Source organism: Caballeronia sp. GAWG2-1 (assembly GCF_023631405.1).
Lineage (GTDB): Bacteria > Pseudomonadota > Gammaproteobacteria > Burkholderiales > Burkholderiaceae > Caballeronia.
In genome coordinates, this window is record NZ_JALQDD010000009.1 from 104,222 (window position 1) to 122,841 (window position 18,620).

Annotated in this window: 19 protein-coding genes; 17 read left to right on the top strand and 2 right to left on the bottom strand. The window is 63.3% G+C overall.

Translation table 11 applies throughout. The features are described 5' to 3' along the window. The first annotated feature begins 22 nt into the window (after positions 1-22). The 8 genes from NCR98_RS07100 (at position 23) to NCR98_RS07135 (ending at position 8,299) form a co-directional block, all read left to right on the top strand. A complete protein-coding gene (locus NCR98_RS07100) occupies positions 23-1,681 on the top strand; it encodes a 3-(methylthio)propionyl-CoA ligase (protein ID WP_250525850.1) in 1,659 nt (552 codons plus the stop codon). 153 nt (positions 1,682-1,834) lie between these two features. Further along, positions 1,835-3,919, top strand: coding sequence for a 3-hydroxyacyl-CoA dehydrogenase NAD-binding domain-containing protein (locus NCR98_RS07105; RefSeq protein ID WP_250525851.1), 2,085 nt, complete (start codon positions 1,835-1,837; stop codon positions 3,917-3,919). An 11-nt stretch (positions 3,920-3,930) separates the two neighbouring features. Then, positions 3,931-4,557, top strand: a complete 627-nt coding sequence (gene pncA / locus NCR98_RS07110) for a bifunctional nicotinamidase/pyrazinamidase (RefSeq protein WP_244828030.1) — start codon at positions 3,931-3,933, stop codon at positions 4,555-4,557. A 68-nt stretch (positions 4,558-4,625) separates the two neighbouring features. Then, positions 4,626-4,928, top strand: a complete 303-nt coding sequence (locus NCR98_RS07115; RefSeq protein WP_244827908.1) for a Dabb family protein — start codon at positions 4,626-4,628, stop codon at positions 4,926-4,928. 5 nt (positions 4,929-4,933) lie between these two features. Then, entirely contained in the window at positions 4,934-5,404 is a 471-nt protein-coding gene (locus NCR98_RS07120) for a PaaI family thioesterase (protein ID WP_244827907.1), read from the top strand. A gap of 25 nt (positions 5,405-5,429) precedes the next feature. Next, positions 5,430-6,434 (top strand): NADP-dependent oxidoreductase, encoded by a 1,005-nt coding sequence (locus tag NCR98_RS07125; protein WP_250509023.1) that lies wholly within the window; start codon positions 5,430-5,432, stop codon positions 6,432-6,434. Positions 6,435-6,471: 37 nt separating this feature from the next. Next, positions 6,472-7,326: an SDR family oxidoreductase gene (locus tag NCR98_RS07130; protein WP_250525852.1), complete on the top strand. Its 855-nt coding sequence runs from the start codon at positions 6,472-6,474 to the stop codon at positions 7,324-7,326. Positions 7,327-7,345: 19 nt separating this feature from the next. Further along, a complete protein-coding gene (locus NCR98_RS07135) occupies positions 7,346-8,299 on the top strand; it encodes an alpha/beta hydrolase (RefSeq protein ID WP_250525853.1) in 954 nt (317 codons plus the stop codon). 101 nt (positions 8,300-8,400) lie between these two features. On the opposite strand, the gene NCR98_RS07140 is transcribed toward NCR98_RS07135, so the two are convergent. Together NCR98_RS07140 and ygfZ are read right to left on the bottom strand one after the other, a co-directional pair. Next, positions 8,401-9,219 (bottom strand): NRDE family protein, encoded by an 819-nt coding sequence (locus NCR98_RS07140; RefSeq protein WP_250525854.1) that lies wholly within the window; start codon positions 9,217-9,219, stop codon positions 8,401-8,403. 5 nt (positions 9,220-9,224) lie between these two features. Further along, on the bottom strand, positions 9,225-10,235 hold the full coding sequence (ygfZ, locus tag NCR98_RS07145; protein WP_250525855.1) for a CAF17-like 4Fe-4S cluster assembly/insertion protein YgfZ: 1,011 nt from the start codon (positions 10,233-10,235) through the stop codon (positions 9,225-9,227). A 103-nt stretch (positions 10,236-10,338) separates the two neighbouring features. On the opposite strand from ygfZ, the gene mltG reads away from it, so the two are divergent. From mltG to otsA, 9 genes are all read left to right on the top strand, one after another. After that, positions 10,339-11,349, top strand: coding sequence for an endolytic transglycosylase MltG (gene mltG / locus NCR98_RS07150; protein WP_250464856.1), 1,011 nt, complete (start codon positions 10,339-10,341; stop codon positions 11,347-11,349). Further along, on the top strand, positions 11,350-11,970 hold the full coding sequence (gene tmk, locus NCR98_RS07155; RefSeq protein ID WP_244827898.1) for a dTMP kinase: 621 nt from the start codon (positions 11,350-11,352) through the stop codon (positions 11,968-11,970). A 37-nt stretch (positions 11,971-12,007) separates the two neighbouring features. Then, positions 12,008-13,057, top strand: a complete 1,050-nt coding sequence (locus NCR98_RS07160; RefSeq protein ID WP_250525856.1) for a DNA polymerase III subunit delta' — start codon at positions 12,008-12,010, stop codon at positions 13,055-13,057. Positions 13,058-13,076: 19 nt separating this feature from the next. Continuing rightward, positions 13,077-13,589, top strand: a complete 513-nt coding sequence (locus tag NCR98_RS07165; RefSeq protein WP_244827896.1) for a GNAT family N-acetyltransferase — start codon at positions 13,077-13,079, stop codon at positions 13,587-13,589. 3 nt (positions 13,590-13,592) lie between these two features. After that, positions 13,593-14,387 (top strand): TatD family hydrolase, encoded by a 795-nt coding sequence (locus NCR98_RS07170; RefSeq protein WP_250464860.1) that lies wholly within the window; start codon positions 13,593-13,595, stop codon positions 14,385-14,387. Between the two features lie 51 nt (positions 14,388-14,438). Continuing rightward, positions 14,439-15,191 carry an ankyrin repeat domain-containing protein gene (locus NCR98_RS07175; protein ID WP_502799729.1) on the top strand — a complete coding sequence of 251 codons (753 nt, stop codon included), beginning with the start codon at positions 14,439-14,441 and terminating at the stop codon, positions 15,189-15,191. A 76-nt stretch (positions 15,192-15,267) separates the two neighbouring features. Next, entirely contained in the window at positions 15,268-15,624 is a 357-nt protein-coding gene (locus NCR98_RS07180; RefSeq protein ID WP_244827894.1) for a Rap1a/Tai family immunity protein, read from the top strand. Positions 15,625-15,836: 212 nt separating this feature from the next. Next, complete coding sequence (locus NCR98_RS07185; RefSeq protein WP_250509015.1) at positions 15,837-17,069, top strand: mechanosensitive ion channel family protein; 1,233 nt, start codon at positions 15,837-15,839, stop codon at positions 17,067-17,069. A 70-nt stretch (positions 17,070-17,139) separates the two neighbouring features. Then, positions 17,140-18,555 (top strand): alpha,alpha-trehalose-phosphate synthase (UDP-forming), encoded by a 1,416-nt coding sequence (otsA, locus tag NCR98_RS07190; RefSeq protein WP_250525857.1) that lies wholly within the window; start codon positions 17,140-17,142, stop codon positions 18,553-18,555. The last annotated feature ends 65 nt before the right edge of the window (positions 18,556-18,620 follow it).

Consider the following 18,620-nt stretch of genomic DNA (forward strand, 5'->3'; position numbering starts at 1 on the left):
CGACTCACCGAGGAAATCACCCATGACGTCGCCGCTTTACGGCCAGATGATGGAAATACCGTTGCTCGCGTCGTCCCTGTTGTCCCATGCCTCGCGCCACTTCGGCGATACGGAAATCGTGTCGCGGCGTATCGAAGGCGATATCCATCGCTACACCTACCGCGATTGCGAGAAGCGCGCGAAGCAACTCGCGCAGGCCTTGATCGCGCTCGGCGTGGAGCAGGGCGAGCGCATCGGCACGCTGGCCTGGAACGGCTACCGGCATCTGGAGTGCTATTACGGCGTGGCGGGCATGGGCGCCGTGTGCCACACCATCAATCCGCGTCTCTTTCCGGATCAGGTCGCGTTCATCATCGATCATGCCGACGATTCGTACGTCTTGTTCGACATGACCTTCGCGCCGCTCGTCGAGATGATCGCGCCGCAGTGTCCGAACGTGAAAGGCTGGATCGCACTCGGCGATGCCGCCTGCATCGAGCAGCATCTTTCGAACCTGAGCGTACCGGTGATGAGCTACGAAAGTCTCGTCGGCGAACAGGATGGCGTCTACGAATGGCCGATGCTCGATGAACGTCAGGCATCGTTTCTTTGCTACACGTCGGGAACGACAGGCAATCCGAAGGGCGCGCTGTATTCGCATCGCTCGACGGTGCTGCATGCTTATGGCGCGGCCTTGCCCGATGCGATGGGCGCGTCATCGAGCGATTCCATCCTGCCCGTCGTGCCGATGTTCCACGTCAACGCGTGGGGCATTCCGCATGCGGGGCCGCTCGTCGGCGCGAAGCTGGTGTTCCCCGGTAAGGACCTCGACGGCAAGTCGCTCTACGAGTTGATGGAAGCGGAAGGCGTCACCTATTCGGCGGGCGTGCCGACCGTATGGCTGGCGCTCCTCGCTTACATGAAGCAGAACGATTTGCGCTTTTCGACGTTGAAGCGCACGGTGATCGGCGGCTCGGCGTGTCCGCCCGCCATGCTGAAGACCTTCGAGGAAGACTACGGCGTGCAGGTGATTCATGCGTGGGGCATGACGGAGATGTCGCCGCTCGGCACGCTCGCGCGGCTGAGTTTCCGGCAGAAGCAGCGTTCGGCCGAGGAACAGCGCATCTCGCTCGAAAAGCAGGGGCGCGCGCTCTTTGGCGTCGATATGAAAGTGGTCGGCGACGACGGCCACGAACTGCCGTGGGACGGCCAGTCGTTCGGCGATCTGCACGTGCGCGGACCGTGGGTCATCGACCGCTATTTCCGGCGCGACGAGTCGCCGCTCATCGACGGCTGGTTTCCAACGGGCGATGTCGCGACCATCGACGCCGATGGCTTCATGAACATCACCGATCGCAGCAAGGACGTGATCAAGTCGGGCGGCGAGTGGATCAGTTCGATCGATCTGGAGAACATCGCGGTGTCGCATCCGCAGGTGGCGGAGGCGGCGTGCATTGCGTGCTCGCATCCGAAGTGGACGGAGCGGCCGATGATCGTCGCCGTGCTGCGTCCGGGCGCGACCGTCACGCGTGAGGATTTGCTTGCGCATTTCGAGGGCAAGGTCGCGAAGTGGTGGATTCCGGACGATGTCGTGTTCGCCGACGAGTTGCCGCATACGGCGACGGGCAAGCTGCAGAAGGTGCGGCTGCGCGCGTTGTATCGGGAGCATGTGCTGCCGGAGAAGGGTGAGAAGACATCTTGATGCCAGCGCTTCCGGCTGACCTCGCGCCCCGGTCGATCCGGGGCGTTTTCATTCGCCGGACGACGCGCATTTGAACGATCGTTCTCCTTTGTGTATTCTGCGTCGATCACTCACAATAACCTCGCCAAAGACGCGCGAACGGGAGACATCTTCATGGCTGTGCACTTCACGATCCACGACGGCGTCGCCGTCATCACACTCGACAACCCGCCGGTGAACGGCCTCGGGCACGCGACACGGCTTGGCATCGTGGAAGGCATCGAGCGCGCGCGTGACGAAGACAACGTGCGCGCCATCGTCGTGATCGGCGCCGGCAAGGCGTTTTCGGGCGGCGCGGACATCACCGAATTCAATACGCCGAAGGCGACGCAAGAACCGACGCTCAAGACGGTCATCGAAGCAATCGAGGGCAGCGCGAAGCCGGTGATCGCGGCGATTCACGCCGTGGCGATGGGCGGCGGCCTCGAACTCGCGCTCGGCGCGCATTACCGCGTGGCGTCGCCCGGCGCGCAGATCGCGCTGCCCGAAGTGAAGCTCGGCCTCCTGCCCGGCGCGGGCGGCACGCAACGGCTGCCGCGCGTGGTTGGCGTCGAAAGGGCACTTGGCATGATCGTGTCAGGGACGCCGGTATCATCCGAACGACTCGCGAATACCGCGCTCTTCGACCAAATGATCGAAGGCGACTTGCTCGATGGCGCCGTGCGTTTCGCTCAGCACGTCGCCAAGCGTGACAGCAAGCACCCGCAAGTGCGCGAACGCCCCATCGAACACACGGATGCCGATCGAATCATCCGGGCCGCGCGCGCGAACGCCATCGCGACGGCGAAGCATTTTCCGGCACCGCACAAGTGCATCGATGCCATCGAAAAAGGCCTGAAAGAAGGCTTCGAACGCGGGCTCGCCTTCGAGCGCGAATGCTTTCTCGCGCTCGTGCAGACACCGGAAAGCCGCGCGCTGCGGCACGCGTTCTTCGCCGAACGCGCGGCGTCCAAGATCGCGGATGTGCCGTCGAACACGCCCGTCAGAAAGATCGAGCGCATCGGCGTGATCGGCGCGGGCACGATGGGTGGCGGCATCGCCATGAACTTCATCAACGCGCGATTTTCCGTCGTGTTGCTCGAAACGAAACAGGACGCACTCGACCGGGGTTTGGCGAACGTGCGCCGCAATTACGAAGCGCAAGTGAAGAAGGGCAAGCTCACGCAAGACGAGGTCGATGAACGCATGGCCCTCATTCAACCGACGCTCGATTATGCGGACCTCGCGCACGCGGACTTGATCATCGAAGCGGTATTCGAAGACCTGGGCGTGAAGGAACAAGTCTTCCGCCGCCTCGATGAAGTCGCGAAGCCCGGCGCGATTCTCGCATCGAACACATCGACGCTCGATCTCGACAAAATCGCCGCGTTCACGAAACGTCCGGGCGATGTCATCGGCACGCACTTCTTCAGTCCCGCCAACGTGATGAAGCTGCTCGAAGTGGTGCGCGGCGCGAAAACGGACGAGGACGTGCTCGCCTCCGTCATGCAACTCGCGCGGAAGATCAGGAAGACGGCCGTGGTCTCGGGCGTATGCGATGGCTTCATCGGCAACCGCATGGTCGAACAGTACTTGCGGCAGGCGCTTTTCATGCTGGAGGAAGGCGCGCTGCCCGCGCAGATCGATCGTGCAATCGAAAATTTCGGCTTCGCCATGGGGCCGTTTCGCATGAGCGATCTTGCGGGCAACGACATCGGCTGGGCCATTCGCAAGCGCCGTTATGTCGAGCAGCCGGAGTTGCGCTATTCGAAAATCGCGGATCGGCTGTGCGAAGCGGGCCGCTTCGGACAAAAGACCGGTGCAGGATGGTACGACTACGAGCCAGGCAAGCGCGACGCGCTGCCATCACAAGCGGTCGACGACATGATCGTCGCGTATTCGAAGGAAGCAGGCATCGAAAGACGGCGTATCGCGGACGATGAAATCGTCGAGCGGCTCATGCTCGCGCTCGTCAACGAAGGCGCGCGTATTCTCGAAGAGGGCATCGCTTCGAAGGCCTCGGATATCGACATGGTCTATTTGACGGGTTACGGTTTCCCGCTCTGGCGCGGCGGCCCAATGTTCTACGCCGACACCATCGGCCTTGCCGCCGTGGAACGCGCCATGCGCCGCTACGCGCAACAGCCCAACGGCGACGCATGGCAGCCCGCCGCCCGCGTGACGCAACTCGCGGCGGTCAACGGCCGGTTCAACCCTTGAAGATGAGCATGATGAAACCCGTAGAAGACGTTTTACTCGTCGTGGACGTGCAGTACGATTTCATGCCCGGCGGCGCGCTCGCCGTGAAGGAAGGCGATGAGGTGGTGCCCGTCATCAACCGCCTGGCGCGCGCGTTCTCGCATGTCGTCCTGACGCAGGACTGGCATCCGCGCTCGCATGTCTCGTTCGCGGCGAATCACGAAGGACGGGCGCCCTTCGACATGATGACAATGCCTTACGGCGAACAGGTGCTGTGGCCGGTGCACTGCGTGCAGGACACCGAGGGCGCGGCGCTACATCGCGGCCTGCAACTACCGCACGCGCGGCTCGTGATCCGCAAGGGGCATCACGAACATGTCGACAGCTACTCCGCGTTTCTCGAGGCGGATCGCGTGACACCCACGGGTCTTGCAGGCTATCTGCGCGACGTCGGTGCGAAGCGCGTATGGGTCGCGGGACTGGCGACGGATTATTGCGTTGCGTGGTCCGCGTTGGATGCGCGTCGCGCGGGCTTCGAAGTGAGCGTGATAGAAGACGCGTGCCGCGCGATCGATCTCGACGGCTCGCTGGATCGAGCGTGGCGCGAAATGCGCGACGCGGGCATCGAATGCATACGCTCCGATTATTTGCTCGCGTGAGCCTCCGAAGCTACCGGCGAATCTTTGCTACGCTTCTGCCTTCATCGTTTTCTTGACCAGGAGTTGCCGTGTTACGTCACATCGTCATGTGGAAGCTGAAGGAGTCGGCGGAAGGCGCGAGCCGCGCGGAGAATGCGCAGAAGCTCAAGGAGAAGCTCGAAACCTGCCGTAGCATCGTTAAGGGGCAGGGACACTTCGAGGTCGGTACGGCGCAACCGGGTTTCGACTGCACTTACGATGTCGTGCTCGTCTCCGACTTCGACGACAAAGCGGCGCTCGTTGCCTATCAGGTGCATCCGAAGCACGTGGCGCTGAAAGACTTCATTGCCGCGGTGCGCGAAGACCGTCAATGCGTCGACTACGAAGTGTGACGACCATGACCGACAAGCCACATGACGTCGCCATCGAAAGCCCGTTCATCGATTCGCTCGGCGTGGAATTGGTCAAGGCCGCCGACGGCGAAGCGGAAGTGCGGCTCGCGCTCGAAGATGCGCATTTGAACACGTGGGGCATCGCGCACGGCGGCGTCACCATGACCTTGCTCGATTCCGCGCTGGCACTCGCCGCGCGCAGTCTCGCGGGCAATGGCATCGGCGTCGTTACCGTCGAGATGAAGGTGAACTTCATGCAGCCGGGACGCGGTGAATTGCGCGGCATCGGGCGCGTGCTGCATCGCTCCACCACCATGGCGTATTGCGAAGGCGAAGTGCGCGACAGCGAAGGGCATTTCGTCGCCAAGGCGCTAGGCACGTTCAAATACATGCGCAGGCTCGCAGTGGGCCGCGATATCGTCAAACAGAAAATGCGTTCCGATCCCAAGGCCACGCCGGGACCGAGCGACGCTTGATTCATTCCGAACAGGAGGATTCGCAATGGCAGACGCTCAGAAGAATCGTCAGGTTTTGCTGGTATCGCGACCGGAAGGCGAGGCATCGACCGACAATTTCAGGCTCGTCGAAACACCGCTTGCGCCGCTGCGGGAAGGCGAGCTGCGCGTGCGCAATCACTATCTGTCGCTCGATCCGTACATGCGCGGGCGCATGAGCGATGCCAAGTCATACGCCGCGCCGCAGGCTTTGAACGAAGTGATGATCGGCGGCACGGTCGGTGAAGTGGTCGAGTCGCGCAATCCGAAGTTCAAGGTCGGCGACAACGTGGTCGGCATGTACGGCTGGCAGGAATACGGGACATCGGACGGCACGGGTCTTTATGCCGTCGATACCACGCACGTTCCGCTGTCCGCGTATCTCGGCCCGGTCGGCATGCCGGGCGTGACGGCCTGGTATGGCCTGAATCGCATCATCGAACCGAAGGCTGGCGATACGGTCGCCGTGAGCGCGGCAAGCGGCGCCGTCGGCAGCGTGGTCGGGCAACTGGCGAAGGCGGCGGGCTGCCGCGTGATCGGCATTGCGGGCGGCGCCGAGAAGTGCCGCTATGTCGTCGAGACGCTGGGCTTCGACGCGTGCATCGACTACAAGGCGGGCCATTTGTACGACGAGCTGAAAGCCGCGGCGCCGGATGACATCGACGGCTATTTCGAAAACGTCGGCGGCGAAGTGCTCGATGCCGTGTTGCCGCGCATGAACGCACACGGGCGCATTGCGTTGTGCGGCATGATCTCGGGCTACGACGGCAAGCCATTGCCGCTGCAGGCGCCGCGCATTCTGCTCACGCAGCGTCTGAAGCTGCAGGGTTTCATCGTGAGCGAGCACATGGAATTGTGGCCGCAAGCGTTGAAGGAACTCGGCGAACGCGTCGCGACCAAGAAGCTGATCTACCGCGAGACCATTGCGCAGGGACTGGAAAATGCGCCCGAAGCGTTCCTCGGTCTTTTGCGCGGAAAGAACTTTGGCAAGCAGCTCGTCAAGCTCATCTGACGCGCCGAGTACCACACCACGCGAGAAAGGAGCCCGCTTGGACCGCTTCGAAGGAAAAGTCGCCGTGATCACTGGCGCGGCGAGCGGCTTCGGCCGCGAGTTTGCGCTAAAGGGCGCGGCGTTCGGCATGAAGCTCGTACTCGCCGATATCGACGCCACCGCGCTCGATGCCACCGTGACATCGCTGCGCGAACGAGGCGCCGAGGTGCGCGGCGTGCGAACGGACGTCTCGAATCCCGCGGACGTCGATGCGCTCGCCCGCGCTACGCTCGATGCCTTCGGCGGCGCGCATCTGCTCTTCAACAACGCGGGCGTGGGCGCTGGCGGCTTCATCTGGGAGAGCAGCGCGAACGACTGGCAATGGGTCTTCGGCGTCAACGTGATGGGTGTTGCCAACGGCATTCGCGCGTTCACGCCGATCATGCTGGCCCAGAACGAACCGGCGCATATCGTCAACACGGCTTCGGTCGCGGGGCTGCTCGCCGCGCCCGCAATGGGCGTCTATAACGCGTCGAAGCATGCGGTCGTGGCCATGACCGAGACGCTTTATCACGATCTGCGGCTCGCGCGCGCGTCGGTCGGCGTGTCCTTGTTGTGTCCGGCGTTCGTGCCGACCGGTATCGCCGATGCCGAACGCGCGCGGCCCGGCGCGCTCGTCAACGACGAAGAGATGACGGCGTCGCAGAAGCTCGCGGCGCGGCAACTGGCAAAGGCGGTGGAGCACGGCAAGCTATCGGCGCGGGATGTCGCCGAACTGACCTTCGACGCCATCCGCGCGAATCGTTTTTATGTGGTCACGCATCCGAACATCATGCCTTCGGTTCAGCTGCGGCTGGACGACATCGCGCAGCTGCGCGACCCGAGCGATCCCATGTCGCTCAAGTCGCGTTGACCTCGGCATCGGCATGACAATGCAGCTCAATCCCCAGGTCGCGCAAGTCTTGCAGATGATCGCACGCGCGAGGCGCACGCCTTATCACACGCTCACGCCGCAAGAAGCGCGCGCCGCCTATGCGATGAGCGCGCCCATTCTCGATGTCGCGCCGTTGCCCATGGCGCGTGTCGAAGATCTTCCCGTTCCTATGCGCGATGGCGGGTCCATTCGTGTGCGTGCGTATTATCCGATCGAGCCGAATTGGGCGGAGCCGCTTGGCGCGCTCATGTATCTGCATGGCGGCGGCTTTACGGTGGGAAGCATCGAGACGCACGACGCGCTGTGCCGCAAGTTCGCGCATGACGTGTGCTGCGCGGTGGTATCGGTCGATTACCGGCTTGCGCCCGAACACAAGTTTCCGGTCGCCGTGAACGATGCCTTCGACGCCTTGCAATGGCTCGCGCGCGAGGCGTCCACGTTGGGGATCGATCCGGCTCGCATCGCGATTGGTGGAGACAGCGCGGGCGGCACGCTCGCGACGGTGTGCTCGGTGCTGGCGCGCGATGCAGGCATCGCCTTGCAATTGCAGATGCTGATTTATCCGGGGACGAGCGCGTGGCAGCGAAGCGAATCGCATGCGCGGCTTGCCGAAGGGTACTTGCTGAGCGCAGAGACGATTCAATGGTTCTTCGAGCAGTACGTGCGCGATGAACGCGACCGGGACGACTGGCGTTTTGCGCCGCTGGATGCGGCGGGCGGGCAGCCGGATTATCGTGGCGTGGCGCCGATGTGGATCGCGGCCGCGGATCATGATCCGCTTTACGATGAAGATATCGCTTACGCGGAGAAGCTTTCAGCGCAGGGCGTGTCGGTGGAACTCATGCGATATGAAGGGATGATTCACGAGTTCTTCAAGATGGGCGGGTTTGTTCGCGACGTGGCGCGGGCGCATGCGGATGCGGTGGCTGCGTTGAGGAAGGCGTTGGGGTGAGGGCTTGATTAGATTCTGAAAAGTACCTGGCAAATTTATCGCCATTGCGATTACCGCGATAGTGCTCTTTCTGTTGAAACGTGGGTCGCGGCGATCATGCGTCACGCCACCTCAAACCTGAACGCCCGCACAAAATCCCCCGGCCGCACGACCTTGTGCGAACCGTCATCGTCACTGCGTTCCTTGACATGCAGCTCAATACCATGCGACAGCGGCAACACTTGCAACGCCGTCGTCCCGCGCGTGCCGTATCCATCGCTCTCGATAAACGCCGCCGACAACACGCGTTCACGCTCGATGGAAAGGCCAGTGGATGGCAAGACGTGATCGTCGGCGATACGCGGGTCACGCAAGGTTTCGATCAGCTCGTCGAGCGATGGCCGCTCATCGGCGTGAATCAAATCGCGTAAAGCATCGCGCTGGGCGACGAGCTTCGGCCACGGCGTATTCAGCAAGCTGTTCGACAACCCATGCACGCCCGCTTCGAGCAAAACCGGCTCGGCATCGGCGCGATTGCCATACCACCCGAGCTCACGTCGTGTGAAATCCCCGCACAGCAAATTGAAGCCGTTGTACCGATGACCTTCCAGGGCAACGCGCTTCAGATACGTCAAAGGCTCGACGCGCTCGCCCGTCATATATTCGCTGACCAACGCGCCACGCGTGGGCGCATCCGGCCGAATCTCGCTCGGCGCGCGATAGTTCGTCAGCGCGGCAAAGCGCCCGTCGCGCGTTACGCCAAGCCACGTGCCGCCGCCCGTCAGATCTCGGCCCGCGAGCACGCCGGGCGCGTCGGTCCACCAATGCATCGGGTCGGTCTCGCGGCGGAAGAACTCGTCGCGATTCGCCGCCAGCGTCAGCAGCGCGCGGCCGTTGGCGGGCGCGGCCTGGGGTTGCCAGTCGAAGACGATCAGGCACATGGCGTTCAGGCGTCGGCAGGAAAGGCGTAGGGCAGCGGCACGAATTCGAGCGCGGGGCCATCGGCGGCGCCGACGTGCACCGAACCGTTATCCAGCGACGCCAGCTTGATCTCGACGAGACAATCCACGCCGCCGCCTTCGGCCGGCGCCACGTTAACCACCATGCCGCAAGGCTGACCGGGATCGGCCGAATGGAACAGCTCGGCGCCCGGCGTGGCCGATTCGCCGTGCGCGAGCGCCGTGCGTCGCTTGATCGTGCCGCGATATTGGCTGCGCGCGACGATCTCCTGTCCCGGATAGCAACCCTTCTTGAAGTTCACCGCGCCCAGCACGTCGAAGTTGACCATCTGCGGGACGAACTGCTCGGTCGTCGCCTGCGTGATGCGCGGCTCGCCCGCGTGGATGTCGAGCCAGTCCCACAGCGCCGGTCCCGCGCGCCGCAACTTCTCGCCGAGCTCGGGCAGTCGTGCTTCGATATCGGCCCTCGGGCCGACCCACAGGAAACGCGGCCGATGCGCCGCATCCGGCACACGAATCAGCGCGCCATGCGGACCTTCCACCTTGACATGCACGCCGTCGGGCAACGCATCGAAGATGCCGGAGAGCGCCGCGCGCACATCGCCCGCAAAGCCGACTGCCGCGAGTTCCGGCGTCGCGTCACTCAACCTCGCTTTTGCGCGCAGCACGAACATGGACAGACGCTTTTGCACGGGCGCCTGGACATCGTGCGAGATCAAGAGACGCACGGTATCGGCTGAACGCCACATGAGAAACGAACCCAGCAGGCGTCCCTTCGGCGAGCAATAGCCCGCGAGGCGCGCCGTGGATGCGTCGAGATGCTGGACGTCGTTGGTGACCTGGTTGTGCAGGAACGAAGCGGCATCCTCGCCCTTGATGTCGATCACGCCGAACTGCGTGAGCGGCACGAAAACGCCCGCTGTCTTCACGGCTTCGAAGTCGTCGGCGGGAATGGCGCTTGGAGCGGAACCGGGGGAAAGCTGGGTTTGGGAATTCATGGCGTCAAGTGCGGTCAATCCTGTCAGTCGGTCCGGCCGGTCAAACTGACCGGGGCGCAGGCGGGCAAGTTATTATATTGGTCTTATTCCTAGTGTGTCTGGCATGTCCCTTTTCAAGAAATGCGTCGTGGCGGTGGTGATCGTCGCGGTGCTCGCGGCGGCGCTCGCAGGTGGCGTTTATTACTGGGCCAATCGGCCAATGAACCTCACGCCCGCCGAACTCGACGTCACCATCAAGCCTCACAGCAGCTTGCGCAGCGTCAGCGCCCAGTTGATTCGCGGCGGCGTGCCGGTCGAATCGGAGCTTTTCGTGTTGATGACGCGCGTGCTCGGGCTTTCGTCGCAGCTCAAATCCGGCAATTACGCGTTCAAAAGCGGCGTGACACCGTATGAAGTGCTGCAAAAGATCGCGCGCGGCGACGTCAACGAGTACGTGGCCACCGTCATCGAGGGCTGGACGTTGCAAAAAATGCGCGCCGAACTCGACGCCAACCCCGCGCTCGCGCACGACACCGCCGGCATGTCCGACACGGACCTCTTGCGTGCAATCGGCGCGCCCGAGGTGGACAAGGCATCGGCGGAAGGACTGTTTTTCCCGGATACCTATCTTTTCGACAAAGGCACGAGCGACCTCACGGTCTACAAGCGCGCGTACCGGATCATGCAGCAGCGGCTCACCGAAGCCTGGAACACGCGCTCGCCGAATTTGCCTTACAAGACGCCTTACGAGGCGCTCGTCATGGCGTCGATCGTCGAGAAGGAGACGGGGCGCGCAACCGACCGGCCGCTCGTGGCGGCGGTGTTCGCCAACCGGCTGCGGATCGGCATGCCGCTACAGACCGACCCGACCGTCATCTACGGCCTCGGTCCGGCTTACGGCGGGCATCTGAAGAAAAAGGATCTGCAGACCGACACTCCGTACAATACCTACACGCGCATGGGTCTGCCGCCCACGCCGATCGCGCTGCCCGGCGTGGCCGCGCTCACCGCGACGCTCAATCCCGCCGCGAGCAATGCGCTCTATTTCGTGTCGCGCGGCGACGGCAGCAGCATCTTTTCCGACAACCTGGGCGACCACAACAAGGCCGTCGACAAATACATCCGGGGTCAGTGAATGGCGCGGGGCAAGTTCATTACATTCGAGGGTATCGACGGAGCGGGCAAGACCACGCATCTGGAGTGGTTTCGCGAGCGGCTCGCCGAAAAACTCGCCGCGCACGCGCGCTCGGTCGTGATGACGCGCGAGCCGGGCGGCACACCGCTCGGCGAAACGTTGCGCGGCATTCTGCTGAATCAGCCAATGGACCTCGAAACCGAGGCGCTCCTCATGTTCGCCGCGCGCCGCGAGCATCTCGCGCAGGTCATCGAACCGGCGCTCGCGCATGGCGACTGGGTGCTGTCGGACCGTTTTTCGGATGCCACCTTTGCTTATCAGGGCGGTGGACGCGGTCTGCCGCGCGACAAGCTGGAAGCCCTGGAACGCTGGGTGCAGGGCGGTTTTCAGCCGGACCTTACCGTTCTGTTCGACATTCCGACGGAGACCGCGAGCGAACGCCGTTCGGCCGCGCGCGCGCCGGACAAGTTCGAGAGCGAATCGGAGGCATTTTTTAAGCGCACGCGCGCCGAATATCTGCGGCGCGCGGCCGAATCGCCGCAGCGGTTTTTCATCGTCGATTCGAGCCGGCCCATCGACGATATCCGCACGCAGCTCGAAGATGTCATCGCGAGCCTTTGATCCACGCTCAAGCAACGCCTAACCCACTGAACCGCCGATGATTTATCCCTGGCAAGCCAACGACTGGCAGCGTCTCCAGCAGCTACGCGCGAACTGGCCGCATGCGCTTTTGCTGCATGGCGAAGCGGGCATCGGCAAGCTGCAATTCGCGCAGCATCTGGCGAAGGGGCTGCTGTGCGAAACGCATCTGCCGAGCGGCGAGCCGTGCGGCACGTGTTCCGCTTGCCTGTGGTTCTCGCAGGGCAATCATCCCGACTACCGCGCGGTGTTGCCCGAGGCGCTTGCGGGGCTTGCGGCGGCAGGCGCGGATTCTTCCGTGGATACATCCGCCGAGAAAGCCGAGAAAGCCGATGGCGACGAAGGCAAGAAGAGCCGCGCGCCGAGCAAGGAAATCAAGATCGAACAGGTACGCGCGCTGCTCGACTTCTGCAGTCTCGGATCGCATCGCGGCGGCTTGCGTGTCGCGCTGCTGTATCCCGCCGAAGCGCTCAATGTCGCGGCGGCCAACGCGCTCTTGAAAACGCTGGAAGAACCGCCTTCGGGCGTCGTGTTTCTGCTGGTGTCGGCGCGTATCGACCGCTTGTTGCCAACCATCATCAGCCGCTGCCGACAGTGGCCGATGAGCGTGCCGCCCTTCGACGAAGCGCGCGCGTGGCTTGCGTCACGAGGTATCGACGATGCCGCCGGGCTTCTCGCGCAAGCGGGCGGCGCGCCGCTCAACGCGCTTGCGCTCGCGAGCGACGAGAACCGCGCGCTGCGCGATTTCACGTTGGCGCAACTTGCGGCCGGCCCGAACTGCGACGCCTTCGCGTGCGGCGAAAACCTGCAGAAACTGCCGGTGCCGCTGGTGCTCGGCTGGCTGCAACGCTGGCTTTACGACGTGCTCGCCGAGCGCACGGCAGGCCGTCCGCGCTATTTTCCGGGCGCGGCCAAGGCGCTCGCGCGATGCGCCGCCAGCGCCGACCCGGCTGCGCTTTCGCGCTACATGAAAACCGTCACGCGGCAACGCGCCGTGGAGAATCATCCGTTGAACGCGCGTCTCGTGTTCGAGGAACTCTTCATGGGCTATCGCGGCATCTTCGCCTGAACCTGAACGCAATCACGCCATGAGTCTTCAATATCGAGACGCCACGCTGGACGATCTGCCCGCCATCGTCGCCATCTACAATTCGACGGTCGCCTCGCGCCTCGTCACGGCCGACCTCGATCCGGTTCCGGTCGAAAGCCGCCTTGCCTGGTTTCACGCGCACGGACCGGACAAGCGTCCGCTGTGGGTCGTGGAAGAGGGCGGCGAAGTCATCGCGTGGCTGAGTTTCTCCGATTTCTACGGCCGTCCGGCCTACGCGCGCACGGTCGAAGTGAGCATTTATCTCGACGAACGCGCGCGCGGCAAGGGGCTCGGCAAGCAGTTGTTGCACGAGGCGCTGGAGCGCGCGCCGACGCTTGATGTGGATACCGTGCTCGGCTTCGTCTTCGGACATAACGAGCCGAGCATGAAGCTCTTCGGCAGCTTCGGTTTCGAGTCGTGGGGCACGCTGCCGCGCGTCGCGGTTCTGGACGGCGTCGAGCGCGATCTCGTCATTCTCGGCTTGCGGCTTGGCGCGAGAGCAAAGGAGTAGCGGATGTTCGTCGATTCCCACTGTCACATCAATTTCGAAGGCCTCGCCGACCGGCTGCCCGAAGTGCTCGACAAGATGCGCGAGCAGAAGGTCACGCACGCGCTTTGCGTGTCGGTGGATCTGGAGACGCTGCCATCGGTGCTTGATATCGCCGAGCGGCACGAGCACATCTTCGCATCGGTTGGCGTGCATCCGGACCACGAAGACGCAACGGAACCGAGCGTCGCGCAACTAGTGGAACTGGCGCGGCATCCCAAAGTCTGCGCAATCGGCGAGACCGGGCTCGACTATTACCGGCTGGAAGGCCGCAGCATCGCCGACATGGAATGGCAGCGCGAGCGCTTTCGCAACCACATTCGCGCGGCGCACGAGACCGGCAAGCCGCTCATCATCCATACGCGTTCGTCGGCGGAAGACACGCTGCGTATCATGGAAGAAGAACGCGCGAGCGTGCCGGGCGGCGTGATGCATTGCTTCACCGAGACGTGGGAAGTGGCGCAAGCCGCGCTCGCGCAGAACTTTCATATTTCGCTTTCGGGCATCGTCACGTTCAAGAAGGCCGAGGACGTGCACGACGTGGCGCGGCGCGTGCCGCTCGAACGTCTGCTGATCGAAACCGACTCGCCATATCTCGCGCCGGTGCCGTATCGCGGCAAGCCGAATGAACCAGCTTACGTGAGCTATGTCGGACGTCACATCGCGCAGTTGCGCGAAGAGACGGACGAAGCAGTCGCGAAAGCCACCACCGACAACTTCTTCCGGCTGTTCAAGATCCCGCCGCGCGCGCAGGCCGTCTGACCGGCACGCTCGGCGAGAACCACTGTTTCAAGGGTAATCCAAAGGTTCACTATGAATAAATCCCCGATGTTTTCCTCGCGTGAAGCGGGACAAAGCAAGCGCACGAGCACACGTTCGAGCACGCGGCAAATGTTGGTCGGCGTGCTGCTCGCCGCGTGCGCGTTCGCGCAACCCGCGTTGGCCGAGTCCGTGGACGCGCTCATCAAGGACGTCAAGTTCGACGACATCTCCTCGGTCAAGAAGGCGCTTTCGCAGGGCGCGGACCCGAATACCGTCGACAACACGGGCGCACCGCTCATCGTGATCGCCGCGCGCGAGAAGTCGGACAAGGTAGGCCAGGCGCTTGCCGACAATCCCAAGATCGATCTGGAGAAGCAGGACCCGGCCGGTGAAAACGCGATGATGCTCGCCGCGCTCAACGGCGACGCGACTTTCGTGAATCTCCTGATCGCCAAGGATGCCGAAGTGAACAAGAAGGGCTGGTCGCCGCTGCACTACGCGGCAACCAACGGTCATGACGATATCGTGAAGATTCTGCTCGACCATGCGGCCTATATCGATGCCGGCGCGCCGAACGGCACGACGCCGCTCATGATGGCCGCGCGCGGCGGGCATCTGTCCACCTGCAAGCTTTTGCTCGACGAAGGCGCGGACTTGCGCGTGAAGAACCAGCTTGGCATGACGGCTGTGGACTTCGCGAAGAAGTACAACGAGAAGGACGTCGCGGAAGGCCTGCAGGCACGCCTCGACGCCATGCCGGCGGCCTCGACCGGCGCCGCAAGCAGCACAAACAGTGCAAAATAACGTAACCACGGGGAGCGGGCGGCCAGGCGCGGCCGCCGCGCCCCTTCGAGCCGCCGCTCCACATAAAAGGAAGACCATGCTGCGGAAATTCGTCTTCGCCTGTGTTCTCGCCACGCCCGTCAGCGCGTTCGCATTCACTGGCAGCGATTTGAATCAACTTTGCACCAAGACCGACCCGAACTCCCGTACTGCCTGCGCGGCCTATATCGAAGGCGCCGCGGACGGCGTGTATAACACCATCGAGGCAATTGGCGGAACCTCCGGCCCGCAAGTCGGCCAATACTTTTGCCTGCCCGCCGAAGTCAAGCCGCAACAACTGACCGATGCAGTACGCAAGTACATCGCGGACAATCCCGACAAGTCCGGCTTCAATGCGACGACCATGGTGTCGCTCGGACTTGGCAAGGCGTTTCCCTGCAAGGCGGAACGTTGATCGCAAGGCTGCGAGGCGGGCAGCGAATTTGCTTGATGCTCGACGCCGCCCGCCGCTGCATTTGAAGACGTAGAAGCCGACCTGGACGCCGACTAAAGACGCACCCCGGCAGCACGAACCGCGCACGATGCGTCCGACATGGCGCATAGTGGCGAGGCTCGTGCACGCGGCCGCCGTATCCACCTTCCTGCGAGGCTGATCCCGCGACGCTCATGCTTTCTTTCGACCGCTTTCTCGATCTGGCCGAGCGCCCGCTCGGCACCTGGCCCGGCGCGCTGTGCGCCGCCGCCATCGCACTGATCGTCGCCATCGGGGTGCATCGGATCGGTGCGCGCGTCTTGACGCGCGTCGCGCGGCCGTATCCGCTGATGAGCACGGTGTTGCGCTACATCGACGCGCCCGCGCTCGTCCTCGTCATCATGCTCGCGTTCGGCTTCGTGATCTTCGAGGCGCCGGACACGCTGCCGCTCATCGGCGTTTTGCGCGATATCGAAACCGTCGCGTTGATCGGTGCGCTCACGTTCCTCGCCGCGCGTTCGGCGAGCGCGGTGGGCGAGGCGATCGTGCAGGCGCATCCGCTCGATACCGACGACAATCTCAACGCGCGCCGCATCCACACGCAGGCGCGCGTGCTGGCGCGCTCGGTCATGGTGGTGATCGTGATCATCGGTTTTGGCGGGGCGCTCATGGCGTTTCCGAGCGTGCGGCAGATCGGCGCGAGCTTGCTGGCTTCCGCCGGCGTGGCGGGTTTGGTCGCGGGTATCGCCGCACGGCCCGTGCTCGGCAATCTGATCGCCGGCTTGCAGATCGCGCTGTCCCAACCCATTCGTCTCGATGACGTCGTCGTGATTCAGGGCGAGTGGGGCCGCGTCGAAGAGATCACGGGTACCTATGTGTCGATCCGCATCTGGGACCAGCGGCGGCTGATCGTGCCGTTGCAATGGTTCATCGAGAATCCGTTCACCAACTGGACGCGCAATAGCTCGCAGATCATCGGCACGGTGTTTCTTTTCGTCGATTACCGCATGCCGATCGCGCCGCTGCGCGCGGAACTCGAACGCATTCTGGCGAGCGCGCCGGAGTGGGACGGCCGCGTGCAAGTGCTGCAAGTCACCGATGCCACCGAGCACGCCATGCAATTGCGCGCGCTCGTCAGTTCCTTCGACTCCGCGCTCAATTGGGATTTGCGCTGCCGGGTGCGCGAAGGCTTGCTGAATTTCGTGCAGGCGGCGTATCCGCAGTATCTGCCACGCGCACGGGCCGATCTCTCCACCGACAGCAAGCACGTAGACTTCGCGCCGCCGCTGGAACGCGCCAACACGGCATCGCCCACCACCGCGAATACCGCGGCGGACCCGGTCGCGAGCCGGGGCGAGCGCACGGGTCCCGATCCGCGCGCGAACTCGGCGGCATCGACCGCGCCGGTGGATGCGCTGAAGCGATAGAAGCGACAGAAATCTCAAGCGAAGCACCGCAACCGAATCATCGTAGTCAGCAAACGAAAAAGGAATACTCATGAGCCGTCTCGTCGTCGTATCCAACCGGGTCGCTACCCCGACCGAAACCAAGGGCTCTGCGGGCGGCCTCGCCGTCGGCGTGTTCGGCGCGCTGAAAGACAGCGGCGGCGTGTGGTTCGGCTGGAGCGGGGACGTGGTGAGCGAGACCGTCGCGAACCAGGGGCCGACGCTACAGCAGGACGGCGCGGTGACGTTCGCCACCGTCGGCCTGCCGAAGAAGGACTACGACCAGTACTACCGCGGCTTTTCCAACGCCATGCTGTGGCCGGTTTTCCACTATCGCAACGATCTCGCCGTCTACGATCGTGACGAATACGCGGGGTATCGGCGCGTGAATTCGTGGCTCGCGCACAAACTCATCAAGCTGCTCGAACCGGAAGACGTGATCTGGGTGCACGACTATCACCTGATTCCGTTCGCCGAGGCGTTGCGCAGCGCGGGCGTGACGAATCGCATCGGCTTCTTTTTGCATATCCCGTTTCCGTCGCCGCAAATTCTCTTGAACATTCCGCCTCACGAGGAGCTCGTCAAGTCGCTGTGCTGCTATGACGTCGTGGGCTTTCAGACCGAGGGCGATCAGACCGCGTTCCACGATTACATCGTGCGGCACGCGCACGGCACGGCGACGCCCGACGGACATGTCGAAGCGTTCGGTCGCAAGCTCACGACGGGCGTCTACCGCATCGGCGTGTTTCCGGACGAGATCGCCGAACAGGCCGAGCGCGGCGAAGCGCGTCAGGATGTCATGGACCTCAAGCAGAGTCTGGAAGGGCGCAAGCTCATCATGAGCGTCGATCGGCTCGATTATTCGAAAGGGCTCGTCGAGCGCTTTCGCGCGTTTGAGCATTTTCTGGAGAAGTCGCCGGAATGGCGCGGCAACGTCACGCTCGTGCAGATTGCGCCGCCTACGCGTTCGGACGTGGAGACGTATCAACAGATCCGCCAGAATCTGGAATACGAAGCAGGGCGCATCAACGGGCGCTATTCCGGCCTCGATTACACGCCTATCCGGTATCTGAATCAGCGTTACGACCGGTGGAAGCTGATGTCGCTGTTTCGCGAATCGCAAGTCGGGCTCGTCACGCCCTTGCGCGACGGTATGAATCTCGTCGCCAAGGAATATATCGCCGCGCAGAATCCCGACGATCCGGGCGTGCTCGTGCTATCGCAATTCGCCGGCGCGGCCGCGGAAATGACAGGCGCGGTGATGGTGAATCCGCATGACATCGTCGGCACCAGCGACGCCATCTCGCGCGCGCTCGCCATGCCGCTCGCGGAGCGCCGCCAGCGCTATGAAACCAACATGACTTCGCTGCGCAAATACGATCTGGGCGTCTGGCGGGACAATTTCCTTGCCGATCTTCGTGGCAAACCGCGCAAGAAGCCCGCACCGGCCGTGAAAAAGAACCCGTAACCGCCATCGGAAACGATTGTTTCGGACCTGTAACAGAGCGATGAAAGTGAAATAGGCGGCGGTGC